This is a genomic window from uncultured Acetatifactor sp. (assembly GCF_948601915.1).
In the GTDB taxonomy this organism is placed as follows: domain Bacteria; phylum Bacillota; class Clostridia; order Lachnospirales; family Lachnospiraceae; genus Acetatifactor.
In genome coordinates, this window is record NZ_CAPDXS010000012.1 from 1 (window position 1) to 17,570 (window position 17,570).

Below are 17,570 nucleotides of genomic sequence, written 5' to 3' on the forward strand. Positions count from 1 at the left end.
CAGGCATTCGCTTTCACAGCGCTTCACCCCGATGTCCGTCAACCGGATTTTCAGTCGGTGGTCGTTTTTGGTCTCCGTCTTTTCAAGATATTCCTGAATGGATCCGGGGATGGGATATTTCCCTTTCGGACAGGGCGCCTCCTCCAGGATTTCCCTGATACGGTCCACCCGGAATGTCCTGATCTGGTTCGCCGCGGTACAGTAGGCGGGGCAATACCAGAGCCCGTTCATGGCGTATAGGCCGATTGGTACGATGGTGCGGATGCTTTCAGAATGTGTGGACGAATACCGTATGGTGGCGGCATGGCGGTTCACGGCCACAAGGAACATCTCCTTCAGCAGCGGCGAATCGCAGTGCCTGTCCGGAATCCAAAACACCACTTTGTTCTGGATCTGCGTGATGCCATTCTGCACATCCAATGGCAGGCAGTTCAGGAACTTCTTCAGCACGGATATGGTTTCCTGTTCAAAAGGCAGGTCGCGGTAATACTGCAGGGCCTGGCAGGCAAAGAATATGGCTTTCGCCTCGCTCTCGGAGAAAGCGATGGGCGGCAGGATGCGTTCTTTCAGGATATGATACCCGCCCGCCGCGCCCACTTCGGCGTAAAGAGGGAAACCGGCCTGTTCCAGTTCCTGGAGGTCCCGCAGTATGGTCCTTTTTGAGACGGAGAATTCTTTCGCCAGCTCCCCCACCGTAAAATCCCTTTTCGCGTTTATGGTTATCATCATTTCAATAAGCCGTTCTGCTTTTGACATTTTTCATTTCCTTTCCAAATGGTGACAGTCCTTGTCACTATTCTATGATAAACTATCCGTATCCCAAATGCAATACGGCATTGGAAAAAACATACTGTGCAGGAACCCGCAGCGCAAAATGGAAGGAGCATATCTTATGGAAAAAATGATGTACCTGATGCTGATCGAGAAGAGCAAGACCTATAACAAGATGACAAAACAGGTGGTCACGGAGCATGTGGAGAACATCCGGAGGCTGGACGACGCGGGAAAGCTGGAGCTCTGCGGCGTCTTCAAGGGCTATCCGGGAATGGCGGGCATGTATATCCTGAAGACGGAAAGCCGGGAGGAGGCGGAGGAGATCTGCAGGGCAGAGCCATTGGTCATGGGCGGATATGCGGGCTATAAGCTGGTGGGCTTACAGATTGCCAACCGGGAAAACAATTATCTGCTGTAATCCCATGACCGCCCCGGGACAACGATAAATCAAGTTTTGGTTGGATTCTCCCAAATATGCCTGCCTTGTATCCAATTGTCCAGGCCGGAGCTGACGCTGATTCTGGTCAGCCATCATCTTTCTCCGGAGCGGAAGGCACAGTTCACCCGGGTGTTCACGCTGCCGGGGGCCGGGGGCTCCTGAGGCTTCCGCCGCCCAGGCACCCGGCTGTGGTGCTACAGGTCAAGCGCCGCGATGCGCTCCTTAAGGTCATCCCTGCGCTGGGCCAGCATCATGTCCTCACTGAGCCTCCCATACTCCGGGCTCCCGAAGGCGGCGATGAACCGGGAGCTGGCGCTGCCCGCGGTGAGCTCCGTGAGCAGGATGAGCAGTTCGTTCCCCTGGCCGAAGGCCTCCTCGGCAAAGGAGAAGAGGGCGCGGAGCCTGGACTGGGCCTTATCGGTCTCGCATTTCATCCCTGCCACCTGTGCCCGGAAGCATTCCTTCAGGAAGCCGTAGGCCGCCTGGCTCTCCGCATCGCCCCGCACCCGCAGCTCCCTGTGGGCATCCTCCAGGAAACGGATGACGCTTTTGTGCTTCCTCCTGTCCGCCTGGGACAGGGCGCCGGCATTTTGCAGGCTGTCCAGCATTTTCTTACGTGCCTGGGAAAGGGCCTCCAGCCGCTCCAGGATCTGTGCCCCGGAGCAGCCCTCCTTCTCCGCCAGGCTGCCCACGCCTTTCAACACGTTCTTTAAATCCGTCAGGAATGCCGCCTGTTCCATGACTTCCTTCATGTCCCCCTGCACCGCGTCCAGCAGCATCCCCAGCAAAGAAAGCCGCTCGTCAAAGGGCGCTTCCTTCGCCTTGGGGACCGCGCCGCCGAACCGGCCGTCCAGGATATCTGCGATATTGTAGTCGTTTTTGTATTTCCGGTACAATTCATAATAGGCGCAGAATTCCTCGGCCACCCTGTCGTTTCGCAGGTACTGGCCCACCAGCGCCCCGTCCACGGGCAGGTTTTCCTCCTCATGGAGGGCCAGGATTTCCGACAGATCCTCCCAGCCTCTGGCGGTGACATAGCTGCGGCCCTTTGCCGTCATTTCTATCCGGTAGAAATGCTCCTTTTTCAGATCCAGATAGCTGGTGACGGCATTGTGTATGCGCTTTTCCCCCGCGTACTCCTTCCAGACGCCATAATCCGGCTCCACCTCCATGACCTTCAGGCGGTCCAGGGTGGCCACGTCGAATTCCCGGACGGATTTGTTGTACTCCGGCGGATTGCCTGCGGTGACGATGACCCAGCCCTCCGGCACTCTGTGGCGGCCGAAGGTCTTATACTGGAGGAACTGGAGCATGGCCGGGGCCAGGGTCTCGGACACGCAGTTGATCTCATCCAGGAACAGGATGCCCTCCCTGATGCCGCTGTCCTCACAGATGTCGTAGACGGAGGCGATGATCTCGCTCATGGTGTATTCCGAGACGCTTATGGAGGCTCCCCGGTAGGTCTTCTGGGTGATAAAGGGCAGCCCCAGGGCGGACTGCCTGGTGTGGTGGGTCATGGAATAGCTCACCAAAGCGATGCCCATCTCCTGGGCAATCTGCTCCATGACGGCGGTCTTGCCGATGCCCGGGGCCCCCAGAAGGAAAATGGGGCGCTGGCGCACCGGAGGTATCCTGTATTCTCCGAATTCGTCCTTTTTCAGGTAAAGCCTGACTGTGTTCTCGATATATTCCTTTGCCTGTTTTATGTTCATGTCGATCTCCGTGTTTTTGCTTTCTGGCTTATGCGTTTTACGGCTTATCCATACGGCGTTCTCCGCGATGGTAGGCTTTGTGGCTCTTGCCCTGTGTCACATGTCCTCCAGCAGGATCTCCTCCCCGCTGTGGACATAGGCGATCTGCTCTCCCATGATCTCCCTCAGAATCTGATAGGGCAGCTCTCCTGTGCAGTGCCCGGTGAAAAAGCGGGTGCGGAGCTTCTGCAGTTCCCTGGCGGTGTCCCTGATCAGGGCGTAATCCGCCTGGCTGTAATCGGACTTCCTGCTCATGTGGAAGCCGCTGATGACTACATCCGGTTCTTCTCCATAGATTTCCCGGTATCTGTCCAGAATGTTCAGGATGCCGTTGTGGGCGCAGCCGGAAATCAGCACCCGTTTTCCCCTCTCCTCCAGGACAAGGTACTGCTCATGGAGGAAATCATCCTGCAGGAATCCCTCTCCTGTCTTCCGCATCAGCTCCCGGTTGCCGCCGGGCCACAGCCGCCGCCCAAGGGCCTTGCCGAAGAGAAAGATTCCCTGGTCAATCGTCCGGTCTCCCTCCACCCATTCCACCTGGGGCAAAGCCTTGATCCGCGGATCCATGCCGATGTATCTCTCCATAGTATTGTTTTTATGGTAATAGGGTTCCGCGGCCAGGCGGTTAATCCATATCCGGGCCCCTCTGTTGCGCTCCGCAAAGGCCAGGAGCCCTCCGGCATGGTCATAATGCCCGTGGCTGACAATCACGGTATCCACCTGGCTCAGGTCGATGCCCAGCTTCTCCGCGTTGGTGAGAAAGGCTCCTGAGGCCCCTGTGTCCGCCAGAATCTTGCGCCCTCCTGCCTCGATGTAGAAGCTCAGGCCATGCTCGCAGAGGCACCCTGCTGCGCCCTCTGTATTTTCAATCAAGTTCTGAATCCTCATTTTATCCTCCTAAGCGATAGCGCCATGTCTCTTACAGGCCTCTGCCACAGTTCGTCCTTCTTCCCCAGATACAGCTTCACCGCACCCCGCCACCCGGCACGGTGCATGGCTATCTGTGTGCAAGTATACCATAATTCCCCTTTTCCAACTATACCGATTTGCACTTTTCCAAGAAAAGATTTCCTGGCCTCATGATTTTTTAGAAAAAAGCATGCGCTGGACGGCGGAGCCTAAAATATGTTATACTCATCAGCGATGCAATTTGCCGCAACATCTCTGGAATCCTTTGCTCAAGACCAGCTTAAAACAAATCCACGGCTCTGAAAGGCAGAAAAGTTTGGAAGTAAACTTCCATACAATAGAATCCGAAAAGCAGGATTCTATTGTATGGAATTCTGATTGGTACGCCCGCCAAGGGCGGGCATAGGGGTATAAACATGAAAAAATTACTGGTAAACCACAAAAAATACGGCTTCGGGGACTTTTTGCGAATCCCTTTCACGGTCTGCCCGGTATATGCGGGAATCAAGACGCTCAATCAGGTATTAGTATCCGTTCTACCGTCACTGCAGGTGCTCGCCACGGCGGCCTTCATCGACACCGCCCTGGACATCTTCGCGGGAAAGGCAGGGCAGTCGGCCATCACCGCGCCCCTGCTGTGCCTGATCGCCATAGTGGCCTACAACAACCTGAACTGGCAGCTCATGAGCTACATAAACCTGAAAATGGCCATGCGCCTGGAATTCGCATACCGCACCGGAATCGTTGAGAAACGGGCGGCGCTGGAATACCGGCATGTGGAGGACAACGATACCTGGGAACTGATCAACCGGGTCTGCAGCGACCCTGTAGGGAAGCTGACGGGCGGATTCGACAATATCCTCGGCGCGGCGAACATCGTCCTGCGGGTGGGCTCTTTGCTTGTCATCCTCATGGCCCAGGTGTGGTGGGCGGGGTTGGCCATCGTGGCCATCTCTATCCCTCTCTTCCGGCTGGCTATCAAAGGCGGACATCAGATTTACGAGGAAAATAAGGAAGCGGAGAAGCACCGCCGCAGGGCGGACTACTTAAAGAGCGTTCTGCAGGGGCGGGAAAACGTGGAGGAACGGACGCTTTTCGGTTATACGGAAAAGGTGAACCGGCAGTGGCTGGAAAAATACGAGGCCGCCCGGAAGATTTCCGTGGGAGTGAGCGCCAGATATTTTGTCCGCCTGAAGGGCTCCAGCCTGATTACAATGCTGCTCTCCCTGCTGATTATCAGCGTACTCCTGTTTCCGCTGACAAAGGGGCTCATCACGCCGGGCATGTTCATGGGGCTCATCACTTCCACCCTGAACCTGATTCAGATGATGTCCTGGGAGCTGTCCGACACCATGAATAAAATCGCCCAGAACCTGGAGTACTGCAAGGATCTGACCGCCTTCTGCGCCCTGTCCGAAACCCCCGGGGCGCTGGACCTGCCAGGCGCCGGAATCCCTTTCGAAAGCCTGGAGTTTCGCCAGGTATCCTTCCGGTATCCGGGCACGGATAAGGATATCTTAAAGGATTTCAGCCTTCGCCTGGAATGCGGCGGGCATTATGCCTTCGTGGGCGTCAACGGGGCCGGAAAGACCACGCTGACCAAGCTTCTGACCGGCCTGTATGACAATTACGAGGGGGAGATCCTGCTGGACGGCAGGGAGCTGAGAACCTTCCGCCAGGCGGATCTAAAAGCGCTCTTCTCCGTGGTCTATCAGGACTTCGCCCGCTACCAGATATCCCTGGATGACAATATCGCCCTGGGAAACGTGCTCCGAAAAGACCCGGCGAAGATCAAGGAAGCCGCGGAGGCCATGGGCCTGGGCCAGACGATTGCCGAATTGCCCCGGGGGATGGAGACCCCTCTGGGCAAAATAAAGGAACAGGGCGTAGACCTCTCCGGGGGCCAGTGGCAGCGCCTGGCCATCGCCAGGGCTCTGTACAATCCGGCGGCGGTACAGATCCTGGACGAGCCCACGGCGGCCTTGGATCCGGTGGCGGAGAGCGGCATCTATGAAATGTTCGGCAAGATCAGCGCCGGGAAATCCACAATCTTCATCACCCACAGGCTGGGGGCCGCCCGGCTGGCGGATGAGATCATCGTGGTGGACGGCGGAAAAGTGGCGGAAAAGGGGAATCACGAAGAACTGCTCTCCCAAAAGGGCATTTATGCCTCCATGTATGAGGCGCAGAGGAGCTGGTATCAATGAAAAGACAAAGCGGGACGAAAAAAGAGAGGGGTATGGCAGGCGCTTTCGGAAGGCTCCTGCCGGTGATAATAAAGGCAGCGCCCCTCCTGTTCATGACATACATGGTGCTGTCCATTCTCCACGGCGTATCCTTCGGCGTGGAGACCATGATGCAGCAGCGCTTCTTCGACAGGGCGGTGGACGCGGCAGGGGGAAAAATCGGAATCGGCCAGGCCTTTCTCGCGCTGGCGCTCCTGGGCATCGCCAATGTGGCCTGTCAGGTGCTGAATGGCGTGGCCAATTTCCTGCCGGACGTACTGGAAGGCAAAGTAGGCGCCCATCTGTCCATGGCCATCCAGAAGAAAATCGCCCGGCTGGATCCATCTGTCTTTGAGGACACGGAAAAGCTGGACGACATCAATAAGGCGGAGCAGGGAAAGGACAGCGCTTTCTGGTATGTCACCGATGTGCTTGCGATTTTGACTTTTTATATTCCTTATTTCGCATTCATGGGCTGGTATCTCTTTTCCCTGAAACCAATCCTGGCCAGCGCCATTGTCATCATCTTCCTGCCCACTGCCCTGGCCCAGCTGATCCGCGCCAAGGCCTTCTCCCATCTGGAGGACGCTTCGGCCCCGGTCCGCAGGGAATACGAATACTATGAGACCTGTATGGCAGGCCGGGAATATTTCAAGGAAACCCGCATTCTGGGAGGCTTCTCCTACTTTAAGAAGCTGTATCAGGAGACCCTTGCCTGCCTGCAGAAGCTGAAGTTCAAGGCCGCCATGAAATCAAATCTGTTCGAGCTCTCCACCCGCGCCATCACCGTAGCGGGATACTGCGCCATCCTCTGGATGCTGTATGACGCCCTGATGAAACGGGAGGTAACGGTGGGAGCTTTCGCCGCGGTCTTCAATTCCATCGGCATGCTGTACGACATCATGGAGGAGGTGGTCTGCCACCATATAGGAGAGATGGCCGCGAACACAGGCTCCATCCGCAACTACCTTAATTTCCTGGCCATGGAGGAACGGGCCGGACAGCGCCATGACGCGCCAGGCTGGGGGGATATGGTGCTGGAGAACGTAAGCTTCTCCTACCCGGCTGGAAAAAAGGAGGACGGCCCCCCGGAACAGATAAAGTATGCCGTAAAGAACGTGAGCCTGACGCTACGCAAGGGGGAGACCCTGGCGGTGGTGGGCGAGAACGGCTCCGGAAAGTCCACCCTGATCCGCCTGATAGCCGGACTCTACCTGCCCGTGGAGGGTACGGTACGGAAAAACGGCGTTGACACCAGGCGGCTTACCATGGACGCCCTCACATGCCGAGCCTCTGCGGTATTCCAGAAATACCAGCGCTACCAGATGACCCTGGCCGAGAACATCGTCATCAGCGATTCCGGGGCGGGATCCGAAAAAGCCCGACTGGACAGCGTATGCGCCATGGCGGGGACGGAGCCCGGCGCGTTTCCACAGGGTTATGATACCATGCTCTCCCGGGAATTCGACGGCATAGACCTGTCCGGAGGCCAATGGCAGCGCGTGGCCATCGCCAGGGGCTTCTTCCGCGGCCATGACCTAATCATCCTGGATGAGCCCACGGCAGCCATCGACCCATACGAGGAAACACTGATTTATAATCGCTTTGCCGAAATCGCCCGTGAAAAGTCCGCCGTCATCGTGACCCACCGCCTGGGCTCTGTGAAGCTGGCGGATCGGATCCTGGTCATGAAAGACGGGGAGGCGGTGCAGATAGGCACCCATGATGAACTGATTGCCCGGGAGGGAGAGTACAAAAGGCTCTATGAAGCCCAGGAGCAGTGGTATAAATCTTAAAAGACAGTCGGGCATCCTTCCAGACATGCCGCTTCACGGCACATACAACAGAACATAGTTCTGTTGTCAAGGACAATCGGTGCAAGACCGGAAGAATGCCCGCACTCTGGGCATTCTTCCGTGTGAGACCGACTCGTTAAGCGAACTTGTTCGCTCACGAGTCTAGAAGTTCTTGGCGGGCGTCCTAAAGAGGTAGGCTATGCCCCCTCTTGGCCGCCTAGAACTTCTTCTCACACTACTACCTTCATGCTCCAGGGCGGCACCGGTGCCCGGTTCTCGTCCTCCTCCAGGAATGCGAAGATGACCTGGTACTCCGGCGGCCGCTCCGGGTAGACGCCGTAACCGTCGGTGAAATAAATCAGGCCTTTCAGGTTCTCGAATTCCCCCTGCTCCCGCAGCTGTTCCACATAGGCGAAGACAGGACGGAAATCCGTGGCCCCGCCTCCCGCCAGTCTGCCCTTCCCCAGAAAATCCTCCAAATCCTCCTGACAGGCGATTCTGGTATCCTTCTGCACCTGGCTGTCGCACTGGACGATGTGCACGTTTATCTTTGTAAAGAAGCTTTCGGCATCCTTCAGGATATCGTATGTCCTGCGCAGAAACTTCCCCACCGCGGAGCCGCTGCAGGACGCGGAGGTGTCGATGGCGATGACGAATTCCTTCACCTTTCTGCCCTCCCTGTATTCCAGGGGCTCTATCAGGGGCAGGTTGCCGTAACAGGACAGGCCGTAAGTGTAGTAGACATAATCGAACTCCTCCTGGCTCACTGCCATCTCCTCCCCGGGCACCGCGAACCGGCGCAGAATCTCGCTGTAATCATACCTCTCTTTTGTGGCTTCCTCCAGGTTCTTCTCCAGGCTCACGGTGCCGGATTTCCGCCGTGCGAATGATTTCAGTTCCGTCTTCGCGAGACGGCTGATCTTCTTCCACTGTTCCCGCGTCATCTCCGGACGCTCCCCAGATGTCCAGAGGGAATGGTCGTCCCGGAAGAAAAGCCGCCGCAGTTCCTTTTCCTCTTCCCCAGGCAGGGAATCCGTGGTGAAATACCGGTACAGGCGCTCCGCAGTGAGGCCTCCCGCCTTCTCTTTCAGGCCCTCCAGCCTGCCTGCAAGCAGCCCGTCCCGTTCCAGCGCCGCGCCTCCGAGCCCCAGCTCCAGGATGACATTCTCCACAGCCAGATCCGCCGCCAGATCCCACACCGCCCTGTCCAGCTGATCACAGTGGAACTGATGGGCAAAGACGCAGTGCAGCAGCATATGGAGATAAACCCGTGTGATCCATGGCTGCTCCTCTCTGTAGCGCTTTAAGACCCAGGCAGGGTCATAGAAGCAGGAGGCCCCGTCCGTGGCGAATCCTTCCGTTCCCTGCTTTTCCTCCAGGCGCAGAGCCGACAGCGCCCTGTCGAAAAAGCGAAGATGCATCAGGATATCGTCACGGGACAGGCGCATGACTTCTCTGGCAAGAGATGTGATTGTTTCGTTGTCTTTCTCCATGGCTCCTCCCTGGGGACACTTTTCATTGGCTTTCTATCTGGGATGGTTCAGGCAGTGCGCTGAGCAGTTATATCAAGCTGTCTGAACCGTTACTTCAGTCTACCACGCACCGGCGGCATCTGTCAAAAAATGAAATCGGTAATGATATGTCTGTCTTTCCCACAGCAAAACACCTCATTTCATGGGCAGGATGCTGTCCCCATAACGACCAAAGTGCTGGCAAAATCAAATCCACTCGGATTTCCCGTGCTGGCTCCTATTTTAAACCAGTCCCAGCGCAGGTTGCAAGTGCTTTGACAAAAACAAAGAACCATCCTGAAATCACTAATCGTTATAAGCGTATAAAGCACGCCGTAGCCGCAAGAAAGCCATCATCGCTATCTGCCATATGCTCCTGACCGCTATCTGGCACTTACTCCCAGATTGTAAGCCCTATACACCAGACGGCTTTGTTGAGCCACGTCCTGCGGAAAAGTCAAAAGTATTGACCATTGCCCAGGCACTCAGCCTATTGAAGCAATGGAGGTATGTCATCTCCTACTCTGCTCCAACTGCTACCTCTCAGGTTCAAACTTTTTTACTTCTTCGTTCGTTTTCAATAAACTCCCTAATTAATTTATCGCTTGCTTTACAATAATCTCTGCTTATAATTGAACTATAGTTCTCCCTTATATATGACAATAACCTTAATACATTTTCTAGTCTTTGATGTGGTTCAATACTCAAGCCACTCCTAACGCATGCTATCCATCCAACACTATATATTTCGTTTTCTTTTATGAATTTAATAAGTATATCGCTTACATTGCTGTATCGTTCAAAACTAATAATGAAGTTGATTCCCTCACCCAAAAAAGAAATTGTACTCTCTCCTATTTCTCTTGCATATCCTTTATCATTCAGAAAATCTGCTGATTTAGCCACCTTTTTCATTTCGTCTTCTGCCATTATCATACTATTCATCACACTTTCCTATAACCATTTTTCCAAGGAATGCTTTTCTTCCATGTCAATGATACAAGTTTATATCTACCTGGTTCTACAGAGCTAACGGGATATGGACGCGAATATTTTTTATTAGAACAAGGATATGAATATATAAATATTGGAATCGCGCGGAGAGGCGAGGCCAGAGGGAAAGCCATTGGCGAATCGACAGGCGAAAAGAAAAGCGAAGCAAAGCTGACCCTGCTTCTGGAAACGCTGTATGACCAGGGTCGGGACGATGAGGCAAAGCTGGCCGTGCGGGATACAGAAGCCAGGGCAAGGCTTTATCAGGAATTGCGCATCCCGCGGACGCTTCTATGACCTCTCCCTGATAAAGCCTATGGAGTGCTCCCGGGCGGCCGCGCTGTCGGCTCCGTCGTAGCCATGCCCCGCGCCGGGGATGACGATCAGCCTGGCGTCCTCATAAGCGGACAGCGCCCTCTGGGAATAGCCCAGGGGCACGATGATATCCCGGTCTCCATGAATCATCAGCACGGGCCCGCCGTAAGCCGGAATGGTTCCGTATACGTCTATGTCCCTGGCCTCCCTGTCAAAGCTTTCCCCCAGGCGCAGGCCGAAGACTTCCCGCGCACCGGCCTCATACCGTTTTCCGGCGTCCTCCGGAATCCCCAAGGCCGGATACCACAGCACCAGCGCCCTGATATCCCTCCCGCATTCCGCAGCCACCAAAGCTGAGACCAGGCCGCCCATGCTCTCCCCCTGGAGGAAAATCCGCTCCGGATCCACGTATTCCAGTTCCCTCGCACCGGCGATGACAGTCCTCAAATCGGCGCACTCCGTGGCCACTGTCATCTCTTCCATGATCCCGTCGCTGAGGGACTGAAGCCCGCCTCCGCAGAAGTCGAAGAACAGGCAGCAGATGCCCGCCTCCGCGAAGCCCTCCCCGTGGTGCTCCAGCTCCCGGTAATTGCTGCCGAAGCCATGGCAGAATATCACCAGCGGAAGCTTCCCGTCCTTCTCTTCCGGCAGGTAGATGCGCCCTCTGATTCTATTTCCGTCTCTCCTGATAAATGTCATTTCTTCCGACACGATTCCCATCTTCGTCACCTCTGTCCCTTTGTCAACCGCATCCACTGTCGGCTTGCGCCTGCCGTCCTCCCGTCCCGGTTTCAGGCCAGGCGCTCTTACGCCGTTCCCTATCTTTCCACACTGAACAGATATGCGCTGCTCCCCTTCCGAAACCCCTGTAGATAGACCTCCGCCGTCCAGTACTTGGCGGGATAGGGAATCATCACATTCTGGGCCAGGATATTGTTCCTGGTCACATCGTACATGGCATCGCAGTCGAAGCCCTCCTGCCTGTGTATGGCATCCATGTCCCCGGTAAATTCCGCATAGGCGAACTGGGACAGGTAAGGCATCCCCGATTTTCCGTCGCTCTCCGGAACGAAATCCACAAAGGCATATCCTTCCGGAACGGGCGCGCCCGCCGCCAGGAAACGCCCCCACAGGCCGTGGCAGGCTTCCACGTCCACCCCTCTGCCGTAGTGGTGCAGAAGGATTACATCATAATCAAATACGCTGCGGTATCCCTCCATGGCGTCCAGAGTGCGCTGCAGCTCCTCAAGTCCCGCGGCATCCCGGGAGAAGTCCTTCTCCATCCCGATAAAGCGCATGGCGGGAAGCTTCCTGTACTCAAACCGCTGCATCCGGAAGCCGTCCTGCTGCCGCTCCACCACATCCGGCATGAACAGCGTCCACTGCACACCGGCATCGCAGTCTTTCAGGAAATTGATGTATCCGTAAATCCTCACCGTATCCGTCCCTGCGTTGCCCGTGATGCCTCCCGCAAAAAGCTCTCTGGTTTCCCGATTCCTGATAGACGAAAAATCGGTGAACACTTTCCCCACCGCTTCCTTCAGTTCATCGGCCCGGGTGGCACCGGTCAGCTCTTCCTCGAACCTGTCCAGGGTGTCGAATACGGCCATGTTCACCAGGCCCGAGGGCACCAGGGCATTCAGCTCTACCCGAAGCCTCCGGGTCTGTTCCAGGAACCTGCCGATGATTCCCTCCATGAGGAGCCTGCGGTTCGCGGCCATCTCTTCATCGTTCCACCTACCGCCCTCCAGGAGCCATGCCGTCACCGCGTCGAAGGCGTCAGGGTTCGTCCCCCTGGCCTGGCCCGCCCAGTCCACCATGCGCTGATACCGCTCTTTGGGGCTTACATCCGAGCCGTCTTCCTCCGGCTCATACCAACAGAATCTGTCCTGTAAATTCTCCATCACAGTCTCCTTTTCACCGTATATTCGCTCTCCGCGGATATTTCTGCAACGCCGTCCCAATAGCTTACTCCTTATATACGAAGTACACGATCTCATCGGGTAGATTCATAATGTACTCCTTTGCCTGAGGGGGATAAATACTCATATTGGGTACGTCTTCAAGCGGTATCCAGCACATATTCAGCTCAATTCGCTCGTTGCCCAAATCGTCAAACGCCTTGAAATTTCTATCAAGAGGAATTTGTGTTTCATCCTTCAAGGAAATCAAATAATACAAATTGATCTGCTGACAAGGACGATCGCCCCAAGGGAAGAAATTTTCATTCACCATAAGCAATCTTTCAATCTTGATGTCTGCGCCGATTTCCTCCTTGAACTCTCGTACAAGGGTTTCATCGGTGGTTTCGCCAAAGGCAACGTGACCGCCGATAAAGGCGTAGCCATCATCGCCCTCTGCATTTTGCATAAGCACCTTTCCGTTATGTATAAGCACACCGCCGACACGGTACGAAAAGATATAATCGTCGGTTTTGAAAAGTATATCTGCCATAATAATTCCTCACCATGCTCTGCGTCTTGAAAGCCTTATTCTCCGTCGTAATAGTCCACATCGCCTGCCTGTGGATAGAGCTTGTTGATTCCCATGCCCCAAACGCCTATTTTATCTGAATCGGGGTAGACAGTAATATCCACATCGTGTACCACATCAAAATCGATGTAAACAAGATTTTCAGTTTCCGAGGAATTGGTCAGTTTATGAGCACCTTCCGCACCGGTAGGAAAGAACAGAAGATCTCCCGCACTGACTTTACGCTCACCACTCGGAGTTCTCAAAATTCCTTCGCCGCTGATAATATAGAATGTCTCCTCATTGTTGTGATGGAAATGATAGGGGTATGCCGCTTTCTTCGGAGGTATCTCATAAATACTGACCAAGGTGTTCTTGGCGCCTCCAAAGGGCACAAACTTACGGCGAAAATATTCGTAGCCCTCGTGTTCGTTTATATAGTTTTTAGGTATGTTGTCGATTGACTCGTGTTTCATTTCGCTCATAATCTTGCTTCTCCTCATATCAGCAGGCATTACAAGGCACCGTCATTTTATCTGTGGGTGTCATAAGATACTGATTCGTTAATTGGCGGATTTTAAGTTCTTCAATTTTAACCCAAAGCAATCTTTTCGTTGATAGTGGAGGACAAACTCTAAACAACAGTTTTGATAATTATAGCACCACAATGTGAAAAAATCTACAATTTTCCTGCTCCTCTCTTTCGGGGTGTTTTCCGCGCCACACACTGACAGCTTGTCACGTCCATGGAATGCTCTTCGTCCATGACACCTGACTCACGAGCGGAAAGCATCGTAAATATGCGGCAGATTCCACCGCCGGTGAATTTGAAAAATCCTCCTGCGCAACACATATTCCCCGGTCCTGCCCCAAAATTCCTCAAAATCGTTGCGCCCGATTCCCCGGACTGTGTTATACTTATCTTGCTTCGAAGCAATACGGACATGCGGCGAAAGGAGGGCCCTATGAACCACTATATTCTAATCTGGTCTGTGTGCACCTTTGTGGAAAGCCGTGTTCGCCAGGAAATCGATATGGACGAGCTTGTCCGCCACACCGGGTTCTCCCTGGCCCACATCCGTGACGTGTTCCGGACATGCACGGGGAAGCCGCTGTCCCGGTACATACAGGAGCGGAAGATTGCCAATGCTGCCCAGGAGCTTCTGGACACGGACTGGCAGGTCATGGACATCGCCATCCGTTACGGCTACTCCGGCAGGACTGTGTTCTCCCGGGCCTTCCTTCGGCACACCGGCTACACGCCCTCCCAGTTTCGCGCCGAGGCCCCTGTGCTTTCCCGGGTGCGGCTCTGTGCTGGGGTGTTCGGCGCGGCGCTTCCGGACAGGCGCGGCGATGCCGGAGGTAACCAGACCGCAGCGAAAGATGCCGGAGACTGCCGCACCGCAGCGGAAGACCCCCCTGATAAGGAACGCTGCCAGGCTGCCCGGACTTCTGCGGAATAGGCTAGAGCCGTCCGGATTCCCGGGTACGCAGTGCCAGATGTCCGCGCCGGGACAAGGCGGAGAAAGGCGGCGGGCGCAAGGCATCGCTGGCTGACGACAGCGCAGCACCGGGGTGGACAGCCAGGACCAGTCGCTCAGGGATTCCTGCATCGGGGTATCGGGTATCATGGAACCGTCCGGCAAAACGGAAAAGCCCGGCCGGGAACGCTGTGGCGCACAGACAGCGGTTATGATGAAATAATATCCGGACCCTGGAGAGGGGCCGGATAGACTACAATTTTAAAGTGCAATCGAGGTAAAAACAAGCGAGGTAAAAATATGGAAAAACAAGAAAGCGCGATTTTATACGGAGTCCCCAAAGTAGCCTACGGCCAGGACGGATGCACCCCTTTTCCCATGTGCGTCCATTCCTGCGGGAAATACCTGGGAATCCCCTTGGATTACACCCGGGCCATGGCGGAGAGCGGCGCGGCCTTCCGGCTGGCCTGGAATACCGCCTGTTGGGACGGCGGCAATGTGGATGCGGTCTTCACCTTCGACGACCCCGCAATGGTGTTCCGCTGCGGCATGCGGGCCATGGAGCGGGAGCTTAAGTTCCTTGGCCGCACGCCCGAGACGAAAAAGGAGGATTTCACAGACTTCATCCGCCGGGAAATCGACGCCGGGAATCCGGTCATCGCCCTGGGCGTCATCGGTCCCCCGGAAGCCTGCGTCATCACCGGCTACCGGGAGGGCGGCAATGTGCTCATGGGCTGGAATGTGTTCCAGGAATATCCGGAATACCAGGCGAGCGTCCGGTTCGAGAAGAACGGTTATTTCATCACTGCCGACTGGTGGGAGAATCCCGACACCACCGCTCTGATCGCCACCGGCACGGAAAGCCTGCCTCCCCTTACTCCCGGGGAAGCGCTCCGGAATGCGGCGCAGGCTCTTGAGGGGCGCATGTGCGGAACCTATGCCAAGGGGACACTTGCCTACGATGCCTGGAAAGACGCCCTTTTGCGCGACCAGGATTTCCCTCCTGACGCTGTCTTTCCCCTGCTGGTGGAGCGCATGATGTGCCACGGCGACGCCATGGACTGCCTCTCCGACGGGCGCTTCAACGCCGCAAAGTACCTGCGCAGGCTGGCGGAGCAGTCCCCTGCCATGGCCCCCGGCCTGAATGCCGCCGCAGGGGAGCTGGAGAGGATACCGGAAATCATCTGGAAAGAAATGATTCCCGTCCTGGGCGGCTGGGAGCGGGGCGAGGCCCAGACCCGCCAGTTGGCCAAGGCCGAGAACCGCCGCCTCTTCGCCGGGCAGATTGAACGGATGAAGGCCCACGATGGGCGGGCATATGGTCTTATCCGAGAATTGGCGGAGGCGTTTCCGGCCTGAGGGAACAACGCTCCGGAGCCTGTCGAAAATGCCTCACCCAGCGCAAACGGCATGACCTGCGGGCCATGCCGTTCTTCAATTCTTCAATGCATGCAGTCACGTTGCACCTTCTCTGGTCAGGCGGAACAATGCTATCGCCAAACGCGTGAACACCAGGCCGATAACCCCAAACCCAATCCGCATGACAAGCTGCGGGAATCTATGGCACCATGCCACGAACCAGGAATCCAGGTTTTCCGTCCGTATGTGACATGTGAATCCGGAAGTCCTGCATGGCGGAATCCCTCCGCACCTTGACACGGAAACCGAATTATGATACCGTTATGGCATTACGGAACTTCACAGGCAACCGACACAGCCCATGACGGGCAAGGCTCTCAGGAGGCATCGCAATGGAACAGACAGTCATCCAATTCGACAATCATGACCATCGGATAAAACACTACGAACTGCTGCTGGAACAGGATCTGGACAATGTCCCCCAGCTTCCCCTTCCGGAAGGCTACCGCTTCGTCTTCTATCAGTACGGGGACAGGGATAGCTGGATTGACATCGAGAAGTCCGCAAAGGAATTCTCCACCTATGAGCAGGGGCTGGAGGTCTGGAACAGATATTACGGCGGCAGGGAGGATTCTCTCCTGAACCGTATGGTATTTGTGGAAAATGCCGAGGGCGAGAAGGTGGCCACCGCCACGGCCTACTACGACATCACCGGCCGGGACAAATCCGGTTCCGGCTGGCTACACTGGGTGGCCGTCCGCAGGGAGCAGCAGGGAAAAGGCCTGGCGAAGCCTCTGATTGCCCATGTGCTGGATATCATGCGGAATCTAAACTATACCCATGCCAAAATCCCCACCCAGACCACCACCTGGCTGGCCTGCAAGGTCTACCTGGATCTGGGCTTCCTTCCGTTGCCCCAGAATGCCGTCAACAGCCTGGAAGGATGGCGAATCATGAAAGCGCTGACAGGTCACAGGGCGCTGGAGGCCTTCGATGCCGCGTCCATGGAGGAGATTCTTGCGCAGCGCGATACATAATGGAGGTATATCAATGAACGTAAACAAGTGTATCAAGGAATCTTTTACCGTAATCGGCAAGGAGGGCTCCACCCGGGACGGCGAGGGCTTCATCCGGAGGCTGTGGGAGGATGCCAACTCCCATTTCGCGGAGGTACAGCATCTGGCGAAAAAGGACGAAAACGGCGGCCTGGCCGGCATCTGGGGTGCCATGTCCGATTTTTCCCGCTCCTTTCGGCCCTGGGAGGAGGGGTTTACCAAAGGGCTGTATCTGGCCGGGGTGGAATGAGATGATGAGGCACAGGCCCCGGAGGGCTGGACGAAATGGGTGGTTCCGGGCTTCGAATATGCCTATGTAGAATGTGACGGCGGGAACGCCTTCCCGGAAATGCTGAACTGGCTGGAGGAGAACAGCCTCTCCCTGGCAGGAGCCGTGCATGATTTCACCTGTCCGGAGACAGGAAAGCAGTACATGTTCTTCCCCATCCGGCGGCTTTGATTCCGCAGGGCGCAGTTTCCCGCAGCTCTG

The 17,570-nt window shown here is 55.7% G+C and carries 17 protein-coding genes and 1 pseudogene; 9 read left to right on the forward strand and 9 right to left on the reverse strand.

The window, feature by feature from the left end; genetic code table 11:
• A partial coding sequence (locus Q2B33_RS03365; RefSeq protein ID WP_300913861.1) for a YafY family protein occupies positions 1 to 756 on the reverse strand: 756 nt, incomplete at its 3' end.
• Positions 757 to 892: 136 nt separating this feature from the next.
• Between Q2B33_RS03365 and Q2B33_RS03370 the strand changes: the two genes are divergently transcribed.
• Positions 893 to 1,192 (forward strand): YciI family protein, encoded by a 300-nt coding sequence (locus Q2B33_RS03370; RefSeq protein ID WP_300566608.1) that lies wholly within the window; start codon positions 893 to 895, stop codon positions 1,190 to 1,192.
• A gap of 215 nt (positions 1,193 to 1,407) precedes the next feature.
• Here Q2B33_RS03370 and Q2B33_RS03375 read toward each other — a convergent pair whose 3' ends face one another.
• Together Q2B33_RS03375 and Q2B33_RS03380 are read right to left on the reverse strand one after the other, a co-directional pair.
• Entirely contained in the window at positions 1,408 to 2,925 is a 1,518-nt protein-coding gene (locus tag Q2B33_RS03375; protein WP_300783419.1) for an ATP-binding protein, read from the reverse strand.
• 96 nt (positions 2,926 to 3,021) lie between these two features.
• The gene (locus Q2B33_RS03380) at positions 3,022 to 3,852 is read right to left on the reverse strand and encodes an MBL fold metallo-hydrolase (RefSeq protein ID WP_300566614.1); all 831 of its coding nucleotides are present in this window, start codon (positions 3,850 to 3,852) and stop codon (positions 3,022 to 3,024) included.
• Positions 3,853 to 4,289: 437 nt separating this feature from the next.
• Between Q2B33_RS03380 and Q2B33_RS03385 the strand changes: the two genes are divergently transcribed.
• Both Q2B33_RS03385 and Q2B33_RS03390 read left to right on the forward strand, forming a co-directional pair.
• Positions 4,290 to 6,080 carry an ABC transporter ATP-binding protein gene (locus Q2B33_RS03385; protein ID WP_300566617.1) on the forward strand — a complete coding sequence of 597 codons (1,791 nt, stop codon included), beginning with the start codon at positions 4,290 to 4,292 and terminating at the stop codon, positions 6,078 to 6,080.
• Entirely contained in the window at positions 6,077 to 7,894 is a 1,818-nt protein-coding gene (locus tag Q2B33_RS03390; RefSeq protein ID WP_300783416.1) for an ABC transporter ATP-binding protein, read from the forward strand. Before Q2B33_RS03385 ends, Q2B33_RS03390 begins: the two co-directional genes overlap by 4 nt.
• A 230-nt stretch (positions 7,895 to 8,124) precedes the next feature.
• Here the strand turns inward: Q2B33_RS03390 and Q2B33_RS03395 are convergent, their stop codons facing one another.
• Complete coding sequence (locus tag Q2B33_RS03395) at positions 8,125 to 9,387, reverse strand: VWA-like domain-containing protein (protein ID WP_300783414.1); 1,263 nt, start codon at positions 9,385 to 9,387, stop codon at positions 8,125 to 8,127.
• 146 nt (positions 9,388 to 9,533) lie between these two features.
• Here Q2B33_RS03395 and Q2B33_RS24475 point away from each other — a divergent pair, with 146 nt between their 5' ends.
• Positions 9,534 to 9,785 (forward strand): transposase, encoded by a 252-nt coding sequence (locus Q2B33_RS24475; protein ID WP_300783429.1) that lies wholly within the window; start codon positions 9,534 to 9,536, stop codon positions 9,783 to 9,785.
• Positions 9,786 to 9,954: 169 nt separating this feature from the next.
• On the opposite strand, the gene Q2B33_RS03405 is transcribed toward Q2B33_RS24475, so the two are convergent.
• The gene (locus tag Q2B33_RS03405; protein WP_300898413.1) at positions 9,955 to 10,335 is read right to left on the reverse strand and encodes a hypothetical protein; all 381 of its coding nucleotides are present in this window, start codon (positions 10,333 to 10,335) and stop codon (positions 9,955 to 9,957) included.
• 45 nt (positions 10,336 to 10,380) lie between these two features.
• On the opposite strand from Q2B33_RS03405, the gene Q2B33_RS03410 reads away from it, so the two are divergent.
• Positions 10,381 to 10,695: a hypothetical protein gene (locus Q2B33_RS03410; protein ID WP_300913863.1), complete on the forward strand. Its 315-nt coding sequence runs from the start codon at positions 10,381 to 10,383 to the stop codon at positions 10,693 to 10,695.
• Here Q2B33_RS03410 and Q2B33_RS03415 read toward each other — a convergent pair.
• The 4 genes from Q2B33_RS03415 to Q2B33_RS03430 form a co-directional block, all read right to left on the reverse strand.
• The gene (locus Q2B33_RS03415) at positions 10,690 to 11,469 is read right to left on the reverse strand and encodes a S9 family peptidase (RefSeq protein ID WP_300783412.1); all 780 of its coding nucleotides are present in this window, start codon (positions 11,467 to 11,469) and stop codon (positions 10,690 to 10,692) included. The genes Q2B33_RS03410 and Q2B33_RS03415 overlap by 6 nt on opposite strands.
• A 62-nt stretch (positions 11,470 to 11,531) precedes the next feature.
• On the reverse strand, positions 11,532 to 12,617 hold the full coding sequence (locus Q2B33_RS03420) for a hypothetical protein (protein WP_300783410.1): 1,086 nt from the start codon (positions 12,615 to 12,617) through the stop codon (positions 11,532 to 11,534).
• Positions 12,618 to 12,681: 64 nt separating this feature from the next.
• Positions 12,682 to 13,167: an NUDIX hydrolase gene (locus tag Q2B33_RS03425; RefSeq protein ID WP_300770290.1), complete on the reverse strand. Its 486-nt coding sequence runs from the start codon at positions 13,165 to 13,167 to the stop codon at positions 12,682 to 12,684.
• Between the two features lie 35 nt (positions 13,168 to 13,202).
• The gene (locus Q2B33_RS03430) at positions 13,203 to 13,670 is read right to left on the reverse strand and encodes a cupin domain-containing protein (protein WP_300783408.1); all 468 of its coding nucleotides are present in this window, start codon (positions 13,668 to 13,670) and stop codon (positions 13,203 to 13,205) included.
• A gap of 480 nt (positions 13,671 to 14,150) precedes the next feature.
• On the opposite strand from Q2B33_RS03430, the gene Q2B33_RS03435 reads away from it, so the two are divergent.
• The 4 genes and pseudogenes from Q2B33_RS03435 (at position 14,151) to Q2B33_RS24480 (ending at position 17,540) form a co-directional block, all read left to right on the forward strand.
• Positions 14,151 to 14,648: a helix-turn-helix transcriptional regulator gene (locus tag Q2B33_RS03435; protein ID WP_300566638.1), complete on the forward strand. Its 498-nt coding sequence runs from the start codon at positions 14,151 to 14,153 to the stop codon at positions 14,646 to 14,648.
• Between the two features lie 318 nt (positions 14,649 to 14,966).
• Positions 14,967 to 16,025, forward strand: a complete 1,059-nt coding sequence (locus Q2B33_RS03440; RefSeq protein ID WP_300775236.1) for an RNA polymerase subunit sigma-24 — start codon at positions 14,967 to 14,969, stop codon at positions 16,023 to 16,025.
• 392 nt (positions 16,026 to 16,417) lie between these two features.
• Positions 16,418 to 17,062, forward strand: a complete 645-nt coding sequence (locus Q2B33_RS03445; RefSeq protein ID WP_300783406.1) for a GNAT family N-acetyltransferase — start codon at positions 16,418 to 16,420, stop codon at positions 17,060 to 17,062.
• A gap of 13 nt (positions 17,063 to 17,075) precedes the next feature.
• Positions 17,076 to 17,540: pseudogene (locus Q2B33_RS24480) on the forward strand (GyrI-like domain-containing protein).
• Positions 17,541 to 17,570: the final 30 nt, after the last annotated feature.

Excerpts from the sequence above, each read along its gene's own strand:
- Q2B33_RS03390 (WP_300783416.1), top strand. The coding sequence starts at position 6,077 with ATGAAAAGACAAAGCGGGACGAAAAAAGAGAGGGGTATGGCAGGCGCT.
- Q2B33_RS03375 (WP_300783419.1), bottom strand. The coding sequence starts at position 2,925 with ATGAACATAAAACAGGCAAAGGAATATATCGAGAACACAGTCAGGCTT.
- Q2B33_RS03370 (WP_300566608.1), top strand. The coding sequence starts at position 893 with ATGGAAAAAATGATGTACCTGATGCTGATCGAGAAGAGCAAGACCTAT.
- Q2B33_RS03430 (WP_300783408.1), bottom strand. The coding sequence starts at position 13,670 with ATGAGCGAAATGAAACACGAGTCAATCGACAACATACCTAAAAACTAT.
- Q2B33_RS03380 (WP_300566614.1), bottom strand. The coding sequence starts at position 3,852 with ATGAGGATTCAGAACTTGATTGAAAATACAGAGGGCGCAGCAGGGTGC.
- Q2B33_RS24475 (WP_300783429.1), top strand. The coding sequence starts at position 9,534 with ATGTCTGTCTTTCCCACAGCAAAACACCTCATTTCATGGGCAGGATGC.
- Q2B33_RS03440 (WP_300775236.1), top strand. The coding sequence starts at position 14,967 with ATGGAAAAACAAGAAAGCGCGATTTTATACGGAGTCCCCAAAGTAGCC.
- Q2B33_RS03395 (WP_300783414.1), bottom strand. The coding sequence starts at position 9,387 with ATGGAGAAAGACAACGAAACAATCACATCTCTTGCCAGAGAAGTCATG.
- Q2B33_RS03410 (WP_300913863.1), top strand. The coding sequence starts at position 10,381 with ATGCTTTTCTTCCATGTCAATGATACAAGTTTATATCTACCTGGTTCT.
- Q2B33_RS03445 (WP_300783406.1), top strand. The coding sequence starts at position 16,418 with ATGGAACAGACAGTCATCCAATTCGACAATCATGACCATCGGATAAAA.
- Q2B33_RS03405 (WP_300898413.1), bottom strand. The coding sequence starts at position 10,335 with ATGGCAGAAGACGAAATGAAAAAGGTGGCTAAATCAGCAGATTTTCTG.
- Q2B33_RS03425 (WP_300770290.1), bottom strand. The coding sequence starts at position 13,167 with ATGGCAGATATACTTTTCAAAACCGACGATTATATCTTTTCGTACCGT.
- Q2B33_RS03420 (WP_300783410.1), bottom strand. The coding sequence starts at position 12,617 with ATGGAGAATTTACAGGACAGATTCTGTTGGTATGAGCCGGAGGAAGAC.
- Q2B33_RS03385 (WP_300566617.1), top strand. The coding sequence starts at position 4,290 with ATGAAAAAATTACTGGTAAACCACAAAAAATACGGCTTCGGGGACTTT.
- Q2B33_RS03435 (WP_300566638.1), top strand. The coding sequence starts at position 14,151 with ATGAACCACTATATTCTAATCTGGTCTGTGTGCACCTTTGTGGAAAGC.